Origin of the sequence: Mycobacterium sp. M23085 (assembly GCF_045343915.1) — a bacterium.
GTDB lineage: Bacteria > Actinomycetota > Actinomycetes > Mycobacteriales > Mycobacteriaceae > Mycobacterium.
On the sequence record NZ_CP174280.1, the window covers coordinates 4,068,271 to 4,083,577 of the forward strand.

Annotated in this window: 15 protein-coding genes; 9 read left to right on the plus strand and 6 right to left on the minus strand. The window is 67.0% G+C overall.

Annotation, left to right across the window (positions count from 1 at the left end; translation table 11 throughout):
• Position 1: 1 nt before the first annotated feature.
• Positions 2 to 1,687 carry an alpha-keto acid decarboxylase family protein gene (locus tag ACIUM1_RS19215; protein WP_406817755.1) on the minus strand — a complete coding sequence of 562 codons (1,686 nt, stop codon included), beginning with the start codon at positions 1,685 to 1,687 and terminating at the stop codon, positions 2 to 4.
• A gap of 65 nt (positions 1,688 to 1,752) precedes the next feature.
• Between ACIUM1_RS19215 and ACIUM1_RS19220 the strand changes: the two genes are divergently transcribed.
• The 4 genes from ACIUM1_RS19220 to ACIUM1_RS19235 are packed head-to-tail and all read left to right on the plus strand — an operon-like array spanning position 1,753 to position 4,292.
• A complete protein-coding gene (locus ACIUM1_RS19220; RefSeq protein WP_406814187.1) occupies positions 1,753 to 2,196 on the plus strand; it encodes an SRPBCC family protein in 444 nt (147 codons plus the stop codon).
• Positions 2,197 to 2,201: 5 nt separating this feature from the next.
• On the plus strand, positions 2,202 to 3,287 hold the full coding sequence (locus ACIUM1_RS19225; protein ID WP_406814188.1) for a CaiB/BaiF CoA transferase family protein: 1,086 nt from the start codon (positions 2,202 to 2,204) through the stop codon (positions 3,285 to 3,287).
• A 58-nt stretch (positions 3,288 to 3,345) separates the two neighbouring features.
• Positions 3,346 to 3,801 carry an SRPBCC family protein gene (locus ACIUM1_RS19230; RefSeq protein WP_406814189.1) on the plus strand — a complete coding sequence of 152 codons (456 nt, stop codon included), beginning with the start codon at positions 3,346 to 3,348 and terminating at the stop codon, positions 3,799 to 3,801.
• A gap of 50 nt (positions 3,802 to 3,851) precedes the next feature.
• Entirely contained in the window at positions 3,852 to 4,292 is a 441-nt protein-coding gene (locus ACIUM1_RS19235) for an SRPBCC family protein (RefSeq protein ID WP_406814190.1), read from the plus strand.
• Here the strand turns inward: ACIUM1_RS19235 and ACIUM1_RS19240 are convergent.
• Positions 4,289 to 5,485, minus strand: coding sequence for a pyridoxal phosphate-dependent aminotransferase (locus ACIUM1_RS19240; RefSeq protein ID WP_406814191.1), 1,197 nt, complete (start codon positions 5,483 to 5,485; stop codon positions 4,289 to 4,291). The two genes, ACIUM1_RS19235 and ACIUM1_RS19240, sit on opposite strands and share 4 nt — an antisense overlap.
• A 300-nt stretch (positions 5,486 to 5,785) precedes the next feature.
• On the opposite strand from ACIUM1_RS19240, the gene ACIUM1_RS19245 reads away from it, so the two are divergent.
• Positions 5,786 to 6,997, plus strand: coding sequence for an acetyl-CoA C-acetyltransferase (locus ACIUM1_RS19245; protein ID WP_406814192.1), 1,212 nt, complete (start codon positions 5,786 to 5,788; stop codon positions 6,995 to 6,997).
• Positions 6,998 to 7,001: 4 nt separating this feature from the next.
• The gene (locus ACIUM1_RS19250; protein WP_406814193.1) at positions 7,002 to 9,146 is read left to right on the plus strand and encodes a 3-hydroxyacyl-CoA dehydrogenase NAD-binding domain-containing protein; all 2,145 of its coding nucleotides are present in this window, start codon (positions 7,002 to 7,004) and stop codon (positions 9,144 to 9,146) included.
• 73 nt (positions 9,147 to 9,219) lie between these two features.
• On the opposite strand, the gene ACIUM1_RS19255 is transcribed toward ACIUM1_RS19250, so the two are convergent.
• The 3 genes from ACIUM1_RS19255 to ACIUM1_RS19265 are packed head-to-tail and all read right to left on the minus strand — an operon-like array spanning position 9,220 to position 11,990.
• Positions 9,220 to 9,825, minus strand: a complete 606-nt coding sequence (locus ACIUM1_RS19255; RefSeq protein WP_406814194.1) for a class I SAM-dependent methyltransferase — start codon at positions 9,823 to 9,825, stop codon at positions 9,220 to 9,222.
• Between the two features lie 31 nt (positions 9,826 to 9,856).
• Positions 9,857 to 10,723 carry an LLM class F420-dependent oxidoreductase gene (locus ACIUM1_RS19260; protein ID WP_406814195.1) on the minus strand — a complete coding sequence of 289 codons (867 nt, stop codon included), beginning with the start codon at positions 10,721 to 10,723 and terminating at the stop codon, positions 9,857 to 9,859.
• 58 nt (positions 10,724 to 10,781) lie between these two features.
• Positions 10,782 to 11,990, minus strand: a complete 1,209-nt coding sequence (locus ACIUM1_RS19265) for an FAD-dependent monooxygenase (RefSeq protein ID WP_406814196.1) — start codon at positions 11,988 to 11,990, stop codon at positions 10,782 to 10,784.
• A gap of 182 nt (positions 11,991 to 12,172) precedes the next feature.
• Between ACIUM1_RS19265 and ACIUM1_RS19270 the strand changes: the two genes are divergently transcribed.
• Positions 12,173 to 13,162, plus strand: a complete 990-nt coding sequence (locus ACIUM1_RS19270) for an LLM class F420-dependent oxidoreductase (RefSeq protein WP_406814197.1) — start codon at positions 12,173 to 12,175, stop codon at positions 13,160 to 13,162.
• A gap of 73 nt (positions 13,163 to 13,235) precedes the next feature.
• Here ACIUM1_RS19270 and ACIUM1_RS19275 read toward each other — a convergent pair whose 3' ends face one another.
• Positions 13,236 to 13,529, minus strand: coding sequence for a putative quinol monooxygenase (locus ACIUM1_RS19275; RefSeq protein ID WP_406814198.1), 294 nt, complete (start codon positions 13,527 to 13,529; stop codon positions 13,236 to 13,238).
• Between the two features lie 141 nt (positions 13,530 to 13,670).
• On the opposite strand from ACIUM1_RS19275, the gene ACIUM1_RS19280 reads away from it, so the two are divergent.
• Entirely contained in the window at positions 13,671 to 14,084 is a 414-nt protein-coding gene (locus tag ACIUM1_RS19280; protein WP_406814199.1) for a Zn-ribbon domain-containing OB-fold protein, read from the plus strand.
• A gap of 74 nt (positions 14,085 to 14,158) precedes the next feature.
• The gene (locus tag ACIUM1_RS19285; protein ID WP_406814200.1) at positions 14,159 to 15,304 is read left to right on the plus strand and encodes a thiolase family protein; all 1,146 of its coding nucleotides are present in this window, start codon (positions 14,159 to 14,161) and stop codon (positions 15,302 to 15,304) included.
• Positions 15,305 to 15,307 lie beyond the last annotated feature (3 nt).

Genomic DNA, 15,307 nt, shown 5'->3' on the forward strand with positions numbered 1-15,307 from the left:
TTCAGCGGCGCGGGCTGCCGTCCGGTGAGGTCGGTTGGACGAGGTCGACGAGCAGGTTGGGGATTTCGAGCCGCGGCAACATCACCTCCACGAACACCATGCGGTCCTGGTGCTCCGCGGCGGCGGTCAGGGCATCGTCGAGTTCGCCGTAGGTCTGGACCCGGAACGCCAGGTGGTCGGTGACCCCGAGTGCGCGGGGCACGTCGGTCCACTTCCAACTGACGATGTCGTTGTACGGCGCGGTCTCGCCGTGGATCGCCCGTTCGATGGTGTAGCCGTCGTTGTTGACCACCACGATGACGGGCGACAGGCCCTCGCGTGAGAAGGTGCCCAGCTCCTGCACGGTCAATTGCGCGGCGCCGTCCCCGATGAGCAACACCGTCCTGCGGTCCGGATGTGCCACCGCCGCCCCAACCGCGGCGGGCAACGTGTAACCGATTGAGCCCCATAGTGGTTGACCGATGAAGGTCACGCCCTGTGGCAGCCGGTGGTCGGCCATGCCGTAGAAGGAGGTGCCCTGGTCTGCAAGCACCACGTTGCCCGGTGTCAGGGCCACACATAGGCGGTCCCACAACATCTTCTGGGTGAGCGGTTGGTCACGCGGTGGTGGCGGCGGTAGGGGCTGCGCCGGCGGCGACACCACCGGCGGCGAGGAGGTTCTGCGCCCGGCCAGGATCGTGGCCAGCGCCTCGAGCGCGGCGCCCATTTCCAACGGCGCGAAGACTTCTCCGGCCACACTGCTCTGATATTGGCCGACATCGATGGTGCGGGCCGGGTCGATGCGCTGGCTGAAGAAGCCGCTGACCATGTCGGTGAACACCACTCCGGCGGTGACCAAGACCGGCGCCTCTTCGATCGCGGCGCGCACCGCCGGCGCGCTGGCCGATCCGGCGTAGATGCCCAGGAAGTTGGGCGAACTCTCGTCGAGCAGGCTCTTCCCCCACATCAAGGTGGCGTGCGGCACCACGTCGGCGGACAGCAGCGCCTCGAGCTCCTTGATCGCCTGCAGCCGGTGCACCAGCAGGTCGGCGAGCACGGTGAGCTGGTGGTCCCCGATCAGTGCGGTCGCGGCCTCGACGAACATCGCCAGCGCGCGGGGACTGGTGCCGCCGGTGTAGCGGGGCAGCGGCGCTCCCGGCGGCTCGGTCGGGAAGCGGGCCACGTCGGTGGACAGCAGAATGTATCCGGGGCGTTTCTGCTCGCGCACCTCGGACAGCACCCGGTCGATCTCGCGGCGGGCCGTCGCGGGCATGAGATTGGCTTGGGCGCAGGTGATTTCGCGGCTTATCCGGAGGAAGTGCTCGAAGTCCCCGTCGCCGAGCGAATGGTGCAGGGCCCGGCGGGTGCCCTGGGCGTCCTTGGACGGTCCGCCGACAATGTGCACGACGGGTACCTGCTCGGCGTAACTGCCCGCGACGGCGTTGGCCGCGGAGAGCTCGCCGACGCCGAAAGTCGTTACCAACGCTGACATTCCGCGCAACCGCCCGTACCCGTCGGCGGCATAACCGGCGTTCAGCTCGTTGGCACTGCCGACCCAGCGGATGCTGGGGTGGGCGACGATGTGGTCGAGGAATTCCAGGTTGTAATCGCCGGGAACGCCGAAGATCTCCGAGACGCCGAGCTCGGCCAGACGGTCCAACAAGTAGTCACCGACGGTATATGCGGGATCGGTCGCGGCATCAGTCACAGCCACGACGGTACGCTCGGTCGAATCCGTTCCGGGTGAGACGCCAGGCCAGTATCGTGCGGGCCATGGCACTCAAAGAATCCCGCGAGATCGTCATCGAAGCGAGTCCGGAGGAAATCCTGGACGTCATCGCCGACTTCGAAGCGATGCCCGAATGGTCGGAGCCGCATCAAAGTGCGCAGATCCTCGACACCGGTGATGACGGACGGCCCCGCCAAGTGAAGATGAAGGTCAAGGTCGCCGGAATCACCGACGAACAGGTGGTCGCCTACACGTGGGGCGACAACCTGGTGAGCTGGAAGCTGGTCAGCTCTTCGCAGCAGAAGGCGCAGGACGGGAAGTACACGCTGGTGCCGCAAGGCAACGAGACCCTGGTCAAGTTCGAGCTTCTCGCGGACCCGAACGTGCCGCTGCCCGGATTCGTGCTCAAGCGTGCCGTGAAGGGAACGATCGATTCGGCGACCAAGGCGCTGCGCGACCGGGTGCTCAAGGTGAAGAAGGGTAAGTAGCGGCCGTGAGCGGGCCGCTTGCCGGGGTGCGAGTCGTCGAACTCGGCGGCATCGGACCGGGGCCGCACGCGGGAATGTTGCTCGCCGATCTGGGTGCGGACGTGGTGCGGGTGCGCCGCCCCGGCCACCAAACAGGCGGCTTGGCCATGCCGGCCGAGGACCGCGACCTGCTGCACCGGGGCAAGCGAATCGTCGACCTGGACGTCAAGACGCAGCGCAATGTGCTGCTGGAGCTGGCCGGCAAGGCCGATGTGCTGCTGGACTGCTTTCGACCCGGCACCTGCGAGCGCCTCGGCATCGGACCGGACGACTGTGCGGCGGTCAATCCGCGGCTGATCTACGCGCGGATGACCGGCTGGGGACAGGACGGGCCACTGGCGCTGAGCGCCGGTCACGACATCAATTACCTGTCGCAGACCGGTGCGCTGTCGGCGTTGGGCTACGCTGACCGGCCACCGATGCCGCCGCTGAACCTGGTCGCCGACTTCGGTGGCGGCTCGATGCTGGTGGTGATCGGCATCGCGGCCGCCCTCTACGAACGGGAACGTTCGGGCCTGGGGCAGGTGATCGACGCGGCGATGGTCGACGGGGTCAGCCTGCTGGCCCAAATGATGTGGACGATGAAGTCCACTGGCGCACTGCGGGACCGACGCGAATCGTTTCTGCTCGACGGCGGCGCCCCCTTCTACGGCTGCTATGAGACCGCCGACGGAAAATACGTCGCCGTCGGCGCCATCGAGCCACAGTTTTTCGCGGCGCTGCTCGATGGGCTGGGCCTGTCGAGCGGCGACCTGCCCGCCCAACACGACAAGACTTCCTATCCGCGGATGCGGGAGGTCTTCGCCCGTCGATTCGCCAGCCGGACCCGCGACGAATGGGCGCAGACCTTCGCCGGCACCGATGCCTGCGTCACCCCGGTACTGACCTGGAGCGAGGCCGCCGTCGATGAGCACCTGCGGGCGCGGTCCACGGTGATCACCGCCCACGGCGCCGACCAGGCCGCGCCCGCCCCGCGTTTTTCGCGGACTCCGCCCGGGCCTGTCGGACGGCCACCGGCCGCGACCACGCCGCTCGACGAAATCGACTGGTAGATAACTGTTTACGGCGATCCGGTCCGCGTCGGTGGCGGGGTTGCTAAGTTGATCACCAGTGGCCGTCAAAGCATCACGGGAATTCGTCGTCAACGCGCCGCCTGAAGTGGTCATGGAAGCGCTGACAGATGTCGGCGTCCTGTCATCGTGGTCGCCGCTGCACAAACACATCGAAGTGATGGACCGGTATCCCGACGGCCGGCCGCACCACGTCAAAACCACCATCAAGATTCTCGGGCTGGTCGACAAAGAGGTCCTGGAATACCACTGGGGCCCCGATTGGGTCGTCTACGACGCCAAGGGAACCTCCCAGCAGCATGGGCAGCACGTCGAGTACACCCTCAAACCCGAAGGGGTTGACCAGACTCGGGTGCGCTTCGACGTCACCGTCGAGCCCGGCCGGCCCGTGCCCGCGTTCATCGTGCGGCGGGCGGCCGAGAGCGTCCTCGACTCGTCGATGAAGGGGCTGTGCGCCCTGATCCAGGGTGGAGGCAATCCGGACAAGGCAACGTAATCCCGGTTTTTCGGCTCGCCGGGGCAGCGCGATTGCTAATTTGGTAGCTGGTGGCCATACGCGCATCGTCTGAGATTGTCATTGAGGCGCCCCCGGATGTGATCATGGAGGCGCTGGCCGACATGGACGCCGTGCCCTCGTGGTCTCCGTTGCACAAGCGGGTCGAAGTCGTCGACAGATATCCCGACGGCCTGCCGCACCACGTGAAGATGACGATCAGGGTGAGCGGCATCGCGGATACCGAGATGGTCGAATACCACTGGGGTCCGGACTGGATGGTCTGGGATGCGCAGAAGACCGCCCAGCAGCACGCTCAGCATGGCGAATACAACCTGGAGCGTGAGGGCGACGACAAGACCCGGGTGCGGTTCACCCTCACGATCGAGCTCAGAGCGCCGCTGCCCGGGTTCTGGGTGCGCTCGGCCGGAAACAAAATCCTGCACGCCGCGCTGGAGGGCCTGCGCAAGCGGGTGATGGGGGCCGTCGGCTAACCGGCCGGCCCGTTCTTCAGGGCGGCCAGTCGCTTGATCGCTTCGTCGAGGGTGTCGTCACGTTTGCAGAAGGTGAAGCGCACCAAGTGATTCCACACGTCGGCCGGTCCCTGCGTAGCGGCAGGGTCGCAGAAGGCCGACATCGGGATCGCGGCCACGCCAGCCTTTTCCGGTAAAGCCGCGCAGAACGCGCCGCTGTCGTCGTAACCCAGCGGGCGCGGATCGGCGCACAGGAAGTAGGTGCCCGCGCTGTCGTGCACCTCGAACCCGACGTCGATCAGCCCGGCGGCCAGTCGATCGCGTCGGGCCTGCAAAGTGGCGCGCAGGCCGGCCACCCACGCGTCCTCGGTCTCCAGTGCCAAGGCCACCGCCGGCTGAAACGGCGCGCCGCCGACATAGCTCAGATACTGTTTGGCCGCGCGCACTCCGGCGATGAGATGCGCCGGGCCGCAAGCCCATCCGATCTTCCAGCCGGTGCAGTTGAACATCTTGGCGGCGCTCGAGATGGTGATCGTCCGTTCGGCCATGCCGTCGAAACCGGCCAGCGGCAGATGCCGCCTGCCGGCAGGGGCGGAGTACACCAGGTGCTCGTACACCTCATCGGTGATCACCAACAGGTCGGCCGCGATCGCGACCTCGGCGATTGCGGCCAACTCGTCGGCACTGAGCACCATGCCGGTCGGGTTGTGCGGCGAGTTGACGATCAGCGCGCGGGTCCGTGGCGTCACCGCCCGGCGCAGGGCCTCGGCGTCCAGGGCGAAACCGCGGCCATCGGGGACCAGCGGCACGGCCACCCGCTGCGCGGAGGCCATCGCCACCACCGGCGAGTAGGAGTCGTAGAAGGGCTCGATGAGCAGAACCTCGGAGCCGGGTTCGACGAGCCCGATCACCGCCGAGGCGATGGCCTCCGTCGCGCCGACCGTCACCAGCACCTCGGTGTCGGGGTCATAGGCGATGCCGTAACGGCGCTGCCGCTGGGCGGCGATGGCGTGCCGCAGCGGGGCGATGCCGATGCCCGGTGGGTATTGGTTGACGCCCCCGGCGATGGCCTCCTGGGCGGCCTTCAGCATCGCCGGGGGTCCGTCCTCGTCCGGGAACCCCTGGCCGAGGTTGACCGCTCCGATCCGCGCGGCCAGCGCCGACATCTCGGCGAACACCGTGGTCGCGTAGGGGCGCAGTCGCGACACCGTCATGGTGGTCGAGCTTAGGCGGGGGCAGTCCGACCCGGCACAATGCATTAGCGGCGAGGGTGAAGTCATCTTCACGCCCGACGTCGAGCAGCAAGATAGGTGCACGTTCGGGGGCGGTTGGCGGCCATGCCCCGTCCGCAGGGGCTGCGGCCATGCCCCAAGCGCCGCGTGATGGCCGTCACCAGGCGCCCCTGAGCTGGGCCGTCTTGGTCAACCAACAGGTTGGCCGGGGGCCCTGTTAGGGTGGTGCGGAACCTAGTCTTGAAGACGGTTTGAACCCTATTCGGAGAGCAGGAAGTCGTCATGTCCGAAGAAGCTTTTATCTACGAGGCCATCCGCACCCCGCGGGGCAAGCAGCGCAACGGTTCGCTGAACGAGGTGAAGCCGCTCAACCTGGTCGTCGGCCTGGTTGACGAGCTCCGCCGGCGGTTCCCCGACCTGGACGAGAACCTGATCAGCGACATGATCCTGGGCGTCGTGTCCCCGGTCGGTGACCAGGGCGGTGACATCGCCCGCACCGCGGTGCTGGCGGCCGGCCTGCCCGAGACCACCGGCGGCGTGCAGCTCAACCGGTTCTGCGCCTCGGGCCTCGAGGCCGTCAACACCGCCGCGCAGAAGGTCCGGTCCGGCTGGGACGACCTGGTGCTGGCCGGCGGTGTCGAGTCGATGAGCCGCGTCCCGATGGGCTCCGACGGCGGCGCCTGGGCGACCGACCCCGAGACCAATTACCAGATCGGCTTCGTCCCGCAGGGCATCGGCGCCGACCTGATCGCGACGATCGAGGGCTTCTCCCGCGAGGACGTCGATCGCTACGCGCTGCGCTCGCAGGAGAAGGCGGCGGCGGCATGGTCGGGCGGCTACTTCGCCAAGTCGGTCGTGCCGGTGCGCGACCAGAACGGCCTGGTCATCCTCGACCACGACGAGCACATGCGGCCCGACACCACGCTGGAGGGCCTCGGCAAGCTGAAGACCGCGTTTGACGGCATCGGCGAGATGGGCGGCTTCGACGACGTGGCGCTGACCAAGTACCACTACGTCGAGAAGATCAACCACGTCCACACCGGCGGCAACAGCTCGGGCATCGTCGACGGCGCCGCGCTGGTGCTGGTCGGCTCGGAAGCCGCGGGCAAGTCGCAGGGCCTGACCCCCCGGGCCCGCATTGTGGCGACCGCCACCAGTGGCTCGGACCCGGTCATCATGCTGACCGGCCCGACCCCGGCGACGCAGAAGGTGCTCGACCGCGCCGGCATGACGATCGACGACATCGACCTGTTCGAGCTCAACGAGGCGTTCGCGTCGGTGGTGCTGAAGTTCCAAAAGGATCTGCACATCCCGGACGAGAAGCTCAACGTCAACGGTGGCGCCATCGCGATGGGCCACCCGCTGGGCGCCACCGGCGCCATGATCACCGGCACCATGGTCGACGAGCTGGAGCGCCGCAACGCGCGTCGCGCCCTGATCACGCTGTGCATCGGCGGCGGCATGGGTGTCGCCACCATCATCGAGAGGGTTTAAGGCCATGGCAGAGAACACCATTCAGTGGGATAAAGATGCCGACGGCATCGTCACCCTGACCTTGGACGACCCCACCGGGTCGGCCAATGTGATGAACGAGCACTACAGCGAGTCCATGCACAACGCTGTGGAACGCCTTGTGGCTGAGAAGGATTCGATCACCGGCGTGGTCATCACCAGCGCGAAGAAGACCTTCTTCGCCGGCGGTGACCTCAAGGCCATGATCAACCTCGGCCCGGAGAACGCCGGCGAGGCGTTCGACACCGTCGAGAGCGTCAAGCGTGACCTGCGCGCGCTGGAGACCCTGGGCAAGCCGGTGGTGGCCGCCATCAACGGCGCCGCGCTCGGCGGCGGCCTGGAGATCGCGCTGGCGTGTCACCACCGCATAGCCGCGGACGTCAAGGGCCTCGTCGTCGGCCTGCCCGAGGTGACGCTGGGCCTGCTGCCCGGCGGGGGCGGTGTTACCCGCACCGTGCGGATGTTCGGCATTCAGAACGCCTTCATGAACATCCTGTCGCAGGGCACCCGGTTCAAGGCTGACAAGGCCAAGGAGATCGGCCTGGTCGACGAGCTCGTCGGCTCGGTCGAGGAGCTGGTCCCCGCCGCCAAGGCGTGGATCAAGGCCAATCCCGATTCGCACGAACAGCCCTGGGACAAAAAGGGTTACAAGATGCCGGGCGGCACCCCGTCCAGCCCCGCGCTGGCCGGCATCCTGCCGTCGTTCCCGGCGCTGCTGAAGAAGCAGCTCAAGGGCGCACCCATGCCCGCGCCGCGCGCCATCCTGGACGCGGCCGTCGAGGGCGCGCAGGTGGACTTCGACACGGCCAGCCGCATCGAGAGCCGCTACTTCACCCAGCTGGTCACCGGCCAGGTCGCCAAGAACATGATCCAGGCGTTCTTCTTCGACCTGCAGCACATCAACGGCGGCGGGTCGCGGCCCGACGGCATCGAGCCGGTCAAGATCAACAAGATCGGTGTGCTGGGCGCGGGGATGATGGGCGCCGGTATCGCCTACGTGTCGGCCAAGGCCGGTTTCGAGGTGGTGCTCAAGGACGTCAGCCTGGAGGCCGCCGAGAAGGGCAAGGGTTACTCGGAAAAGCTTGAGGCCAAAGCGCTTCAGCGTGGCAAGACCACCGAGGAGAAGAGCAAGGCACTACTCGACCGCATCACACCGGCCGCCGACCCCGAGGCCTTCAAGGGCGTCGACTTCGTGATCGAGGCGGTCTTTGAGAACCAGGAACTCAAGCACAAGGTGTTCCAGGAGATCGAGGACATCGTCGAGCCCAACGCGCTGCTCGGGTCCAACACCTCGACGCTGCCGATCACCGGTCTGGCGACCGGCGTGAAGCGCCAAGAGGACTTCATCGGGATCCACTTCTTCTCGCCGGTCGACAAGATGCCGCTGGTGGAAATCATCAAGGGCGAGAAGACTTCTGACGAGGCGCTGGCCCGCGTGTTCGACTACACCCTGGCCATCGGCAAGACCCCGATCGTGGTCAACGACAGCCGCGGCTTCTTCACCAGCCGGGTCATCGGCACCTTCGTCAACGAGGCGTTGGCGATGCTCGGTGAGGGCGTGGAGCCGGCCAGCATCGAGCACGCCGGTTCGCAGGCCGGCTACCCGGCGCCGCCGCTGCAGCTGTCCGACGAGCTCAACCTGGAGCTGATGCACAAGATCGCGACGGCCACCCGCAAGGGCGTCGAGGACGCGGGCGGCACCTACGAGCCGCACCCGGCCGAGGCCGTCGTCGAGAAGATGATCGAGCTCGGCCGGCCGTCGCGGCTCAAGGGCGCCGGTTTCTACGAGTACGTCGACGGCAAGCGGACCCGGCTGTGGCCGGGTCTGCGCGAGACGTTCAAGTCCGGTAGCGCGGAAATCCCGTTGCAGGACATGATCGATCGCATGTTGTTCGCCGAGGCGCTGGAAACGCAGAAGTGCCTGGACGAGGGCGTGCTGACGTCGACCGCCGACGCCAACATCGGGTCCATCATGGGCATCGGCTTCCCGCCGTACACCGGCGGTAGCGCGCAGTTCATCGTCGGTTACCAGGGTGCGGGTGGTATCGGCAAGGAAGCCTTCGTGGCCCGGGCCAAGGAACTGGCCGCCAAGTACGGCGACCGCTTCCTACCGCCGGCCTCGCTGAGCTGACCCTGCAACACGCGGGCGCGAAAGCCCCCGAAACAACGAGGTTTCGGGGGCTGAAGCGTTTTGTCGCCAAAGTCTAACGGCGCCTTTGGAACAGGTAGTACCAGGCCGGTGTCTTCTCGGCCCGGTCCAGCTCGCGTTCGGCACCGGCCGACAACAGCGTCCAGCTCTGCGCGAAGCGGCGTTCCATCTCGGCGCGATCGACTCCGCGTACCCCGACCCGGCCGCCCGGCACGAACGCGACGATCAGCAGCCGCGCGTCGGGCGCCGCCAGGGCGCTGATCTCCCGGACGTAGTCATCGCGATCCGCGTCGCTCATGTTGTGCAGGCAGCCGTTGTCGACGATCAGTTCGAAGTTGGCGCCGATGCCGGCCCGGCTCAGCTGCGTGACGTCGGCCTGGACGAAGTCGACCGCGGCGCCGGCCGCGCCGGCCTTGGCCCGCGCACGCTCCAGCGGCTTGGCCACAAAGTCGACCGCGGTGACTTTCCAGCCGTGTTGGGCCAGATAGATGGAGCAATCTCCGGTACCGCACCCGACTTCCAGGGCCGATCCCGCCGGCAGGGCGGCGGCGTCGCGGGTTCCCTCGACCAGATCGCGCACGCTCTGCGCGAGCGGATGGCCATCCCACGGGGTGAAACCGATGCGGTAAAAGATCCGAAACAGCGTCTGTTTGGAAGCCATAGCCCACCCTAGGCCCGAGCGCCCCGGCAGGTCACCCCTGTGTGGTGGCGGCCGCGATGCGGCGCCATTCCTCCCGCGGGAAGGCGCGGGGATCGGCGAGCAGCACCTGGACGCAGACGTGGTCGGCGCCCGCGGAACGATGCTCGGCGACGCGACGGATGACGGCCTCTTCGTCACCCCACGCGATGATCGCGTTGAACAGCCGATCGCTCACCTGTGACAGGTCGTCTTCGGAGAAGCCACTGCGCAGCAGGTTGTTGGCGTAGTTGGGCAGCGCCAGATACGCGCGAAGCCAATCGGTTCCGATCTGGCGTGCCTCGTCTGCGTCCTCGGTCAGGATCACCGTCTGTTCCGGCAGCAGCAGCGGCCCTCGACCCAGAGTCGAACGCGCGGAAGCCGTGTGCTCGGGTGTGACAAGGTACGGGTGCGCACCGCCGGCACGGCTCGCGGCCAGCGCCAGCATCTTCGGGCCGAGCGCCGCAAGCACCCGGCGCTCGGCGGGAACCGGCCGCGGCGCGGCATCCAAGCCGTCCAGGAAAGCCGCCGTCGCGGCCAGGGGCTTGCGGTATCGCCCCGGGTGGCCGGCATCGATCAAGGGGGCGTGGCTGACGCCGATTCCGAGCAAGAAGCGGTCGCCGTGCTCGGCGGTCAGGGTCGCGTAGGAATCGGCCACGTCGCCGGGCGAATGCATCCACAGGTTCAGGATTCCCGTGGCGACCACGGTCCGCTTGGTTGCGCCGAGTAGATGACCGACCGCGTCGAACACCGGGCCGCCGACGTCGGGTATCCACAGCGCCGGAAAGCCCAGTTCGTCGAGTTCGGCTGCGGCTTCGGCAGATTCGGCCGGGTCACCGTAGCGCAGCTGGCTGCTCCAGATTCCGACACCGGTCAGTTCCATGTGCAGCCTTCCCGTTGTGGCGCGCGGTGCTCGGGCCGCGGCTCTACAGGACATGCTGTCAGACGTCTGTTCCGGTGTATTCGGGCACCGGCATCGAATCGTGCATCCGGACGCCCTTGGTGTTGAGCTTCGCCAGCGCTCGGGACAGGGACCCCGGCATCACCGAAACCAGCTGGGCTCCACGGGTTAACGCCCACACTCCAATGCGTGAATCGGGGATGATGCTTTTAGCGGCACCGCGGGCGAAAGTGCGGCTGCGACGCACCGGTTCGTGCATCCGCAGTTCGTAGGCGGCGAAGGCGCGCAGGTGGTCGCCGCCCGCCTCGGCGAGTTCTCCGGCCAGCACGTAGGCGCCGAGCACGGCGAGGCTGGTGCTACCGCCCACCGCGGGTCCCGGGCAGTAACCGGCGTCGCCGACCAGGGTGACCCGGCGTCGCGACCACCGATCGGTGCGCAGTTGGGTGATCGAGTCGAAGTAAAAGGTGGGCGTGCGTTCAAGTTCGTCGAGCCAGGCGTCCACCTGATCGTGCATCCCGGCGAACGCTTCGTTCAGTAATTCCTTCTGCCGCAACGTATCGCGATGGTCGTAGTCCAACTCCGTTTTGCTGCGAAACATGAACACCGCGCGGGCGTCGTCCAGGTGATCCGCCGTGTAGATCCCGGCGAAACGGCCGGTGCCTACGTGGGCCACCATCTCGCCGGACTCGATCAGTGCCTTGGGTGCCGACACCACCGACAGGTACCCCCCGAGAAAGCGGGTCAACTCGGCGTCCTCGCCGAATGTCAGGCGCCGCACATGAGAGTGCAGCCCGTCGGCGCCCACGATGACGTCGTAGGTGCGCGCCGGGTTGTGCTCGAACGTCACGGTGCCGTCGTGCTCGATCGCGGTGATCGAGTCGCCGAACAGGTACTCCACGTCGTCGCGGGCGGCGTCGTAGTAGATCTCGCTCAGGTCGTCGCGCATGATTTCCACGTGCCGGTCGGAGGTTGCGGCGTAGATCTTGGTGAGGTCGATCCGAGTGGCTTTGGCCCGGCCTTCTCGGTACATCGTCAGCCGGTCCGTCCCGGTGGCCAGCGCCTCGATGCGCGGCAGGACACCCATCTTCGACGAGATTTCCATTGCGGGACGGAACAAGTCGACGGCGTGGCCACCGGTTTTGCGCAGCGTCGGGGCGCGCTCCACGACGGTGACCTCGAAGCCGTACCGGGTCAGCCAGTACGCCAGGACCGGGCCCGCGATGCTGGCGCCGGAAATGAGTATCCGCATGATCGCCTCCCGACTTACTCAGCGTTCGGTAAGCATATGAGCTGCGCGAGAAGTCGGTCGCGGCCGCGCTCGACGCGCTGGGTATCTGAGCCGGTAACTTCCGCCAGGACGTGGCCGCGTCCGGCGGTGCCGCGGCCCTCGGCCTGGCTGACGATATCGCTGCCGGGCTAAAGTCCTTTGCTATGCGCTTTGGTCTCTTCATTCCGCAAGGCTGGCGAATGGATCTGGTCGGCATCGAACCCGAGAAGCACTGGGCGGTGATGCGTGACCTGGCTGACTACGCCGACAAAGGCAGCTGGGACTCGCTGTGGGTCTACGACCATTTCCACACCGTCCCGGTGCCGACCGCCGAAGCCACCCACGAGGCGTGGTCGCTGATGGCCGCCTACGCGGCCACCACGTCGCGGATCAAACTCGGCCAGATGTGCACGGCGATGAGCTACCGCAATCCGGTCTACCTCGCCAAGGTCGCCGCGACGGCCGACATCATCTCCGGCGGCCGGATTCAGATGGGCATCGGCGGCGGCTGGTACGAACACGAATGGCGCGCTTACGGTTACGGATTCCCGTCGGCGGGCGTGCGATTGGGCCGGCTCGACGAAGGCGTGCAGATCATGCGCGACGCCTGGCGCGACGGCAAGGTGAGCTTCGACGGTAAGCACTACCAGGCCGACGGAGCGATTGTGTCTCCTAAGCCGCTGCAGGACAACGGGATTCCACTCTGGATCGCCGGTGGCGGTGAGAAGGTTACCCTGCGTATCGCCGCCAAATACGCGAACTACACCAACTTCACGCCCGAGGCGGCGGCCTTCGCCCACAAGTCGGAGGTGCTGGCCGAGCACTGCCGGGACGTGGGCACCGACTTCGATGCCATCGTGCGTTCGGTCAACGTCAATGCGATCGTCGGCGCGTCGGAGGCCGACGTCAAAGACCGGTTGCAACGCGTCCGCGACCGGATGGTCGGCTATGTGGGTGAGGCTTCCGCGGATGCGATGATCGCCGGCACCAGCGGTCCCGACTCCGCGACGGGCACACCCGAGCAAGTCATCGAGCGGCTCACCAGGATCCGTGACCTCGGATGCGAATACGCCATCTGCTATTTCCCCGAGGCCGCCTACGACCGTTCCGGGATCGAACTGTTTGAGCGCGAGGTCATTCCCGCGCTGAGCTGAGCGGCCTCCGCCGGGGCCGGTGGGACCGTTGCAGCGAGCGATCCCCGAACAGGAACCACCTGGCCCACGAGGGTCAGATATCGGACGTGACGTACCTCGTCTTGGCCGGAGGCGCGGCGAGCAGCGGAGGGAGCTGCGTCAGCTTGCCTTCGCCGGCGCGAAACGCCCGATAGGCCTCGTCGTGTTCGACCGTCTCCCACAGTTCGTAGATGAGCCAGTGCGCTTCGTCGTCCTCGTCGACAAGCACGTCGGTGCGCAGATTGCCGTCGAATGCCCGGGTGTCCTGCAGTGCCCGGCCCATCAACTCGCGCCCCGCGGCGACCTCGTCGGGCTTAAACCTGAGCTCCAGTATCACCGTGACCGTCATTGCGCCAACCTATCTCCTTGCGCGCAGCCCGCTGGGCCCTGCGGCTGATGAGAATGGGATTTCCACTTTTCGGAAAGCTGTTATACGGTTCAGTGAGCAATATTCTGATGGCGGATTGTGGACGTCCTGGAGGATCCCTCGATGCAGAAAGCACTTGCGCCCGAGATCTCTACCTGGCCCGATGACGACCCGCAGCTGATCGGCAGCCGATGCGGCAGTTGTGCGGCCACCACCTTCCCGGTGCAGCAGTGGTGCCCGCGCTGCAGCGCCGGCGAGATGTCCGAGGTGCTGTTGCCGCGCCGCGGGACGCTGGTGGCGTGGACCACCCAGGGCTTCCCGCCCGGAGCCCCCTATGCCGGCCCGACCGGCAAGGACTTCGTGCCGTTCGGTGTGGGCCTGGTTCAGCTCGGTGACGTCATCCGCGTCGAGGGGCGGTTGACCGAGAACGACCCGGCCAAGCTGCAGTTCGGTCAGGAAGTTGAACTCACCATGGTGCCGCTCAACACCGACGACGAGGGCGCCGAGATCATGACTTTCGCATTCCAGCCGGTCTGAGCGACCCGTGGCGAACGCGACGGCGGCGCAGCCCGGCTGAGCGGGTCGCCACCATCTATCCAGGAGGATTCGAGATGACCAACGACGTCGCCATCATCGGCGTGGGCCTGCACCCGTTCGGCCGGTTCGAGAAGACCGCGATGCAGATGGGCGCCGAGGCCGTCCAGCTCGCACTCAAAGACGCGGGCGTGGAGTGGAAGGACATCCAGTTCGGCTTCGGTGGCAGTTACGAGGTCTCCAACCCCGACGCGGTCACGCGGCTGGTCGGGCTGACCGGCATCACGTTCACCAACGTGTTCAACGCCTGCGCCACCGCGGCCAGCGCCATTCAGCAGACCGCCGACACCATCCGGCTGGGCAAGTACGACATCGGCATCGCCATCGGGCTCGACAAGCACCCGCGCGGCGCGTTCACCGATGACCCCGCCAAGCTGGCGCTGCCCCAGTGGTACGCCAACAACGGCCAATTCGTCACCACCAAGTTCTTCGGGATGAAGGCCAACAAGTACATCCACGACCACAACATCTCGCAGGATACGCTGGCGCGGGTGGCCAACAAGAACTTCCGCAACGGTGCGCTGAACCCGAATGCCTTCCGGCGCAAGGAGATCTCCGTCGAGGAGATCCTCGCCTCGCCCGCGCTCAACTACCCGTTGACCCAGTACATGTTCTGTGCGCCCGACGAGGGCGCCGCCGCGGTCATCATGTGTCGCGCCGACATGGCCGAGAAATTCACCAACAAGCCGGTCTACGTGCGCGCCTGTGAGATTCGGACCCGGCGCTTCGGCGCCTACGAGGTGCACGCCACCTCGGCGCCCCTGGACGAGGATGCGTCACCGACGGTGTATGCCGCCAAGGCGGCGTACGAGGCGGCCGGTATCGGCCCGGAGGACGTCGACGTCGCCCAGCTGCAGGACACCGACGCCGGCGCCGAGGTGATCCACATGGCCGAGACCGGGTTGTGCGCGGACGGCGAGCAGGAGAAGCTGCTGGCCGACGGCGCCACCGAGATTCACGGCTCGATGCCGGTCAACACCGACGGCGGGTTGATCGCCAACGGCGAGCCGATCGGCGCGTCGGGGTTGCGGCAGATGCACGAACTGGTGCGGCAGCTGCGCGGCGAGGCAGGGGAGCGTCAGGTGCCCGGCAATCCGCGCGTCGGGCTGGCCCAGGTGTACGGCGCGCCCGGCACCGCGTCGGCGACCATCCTGTCGCTCTAATCG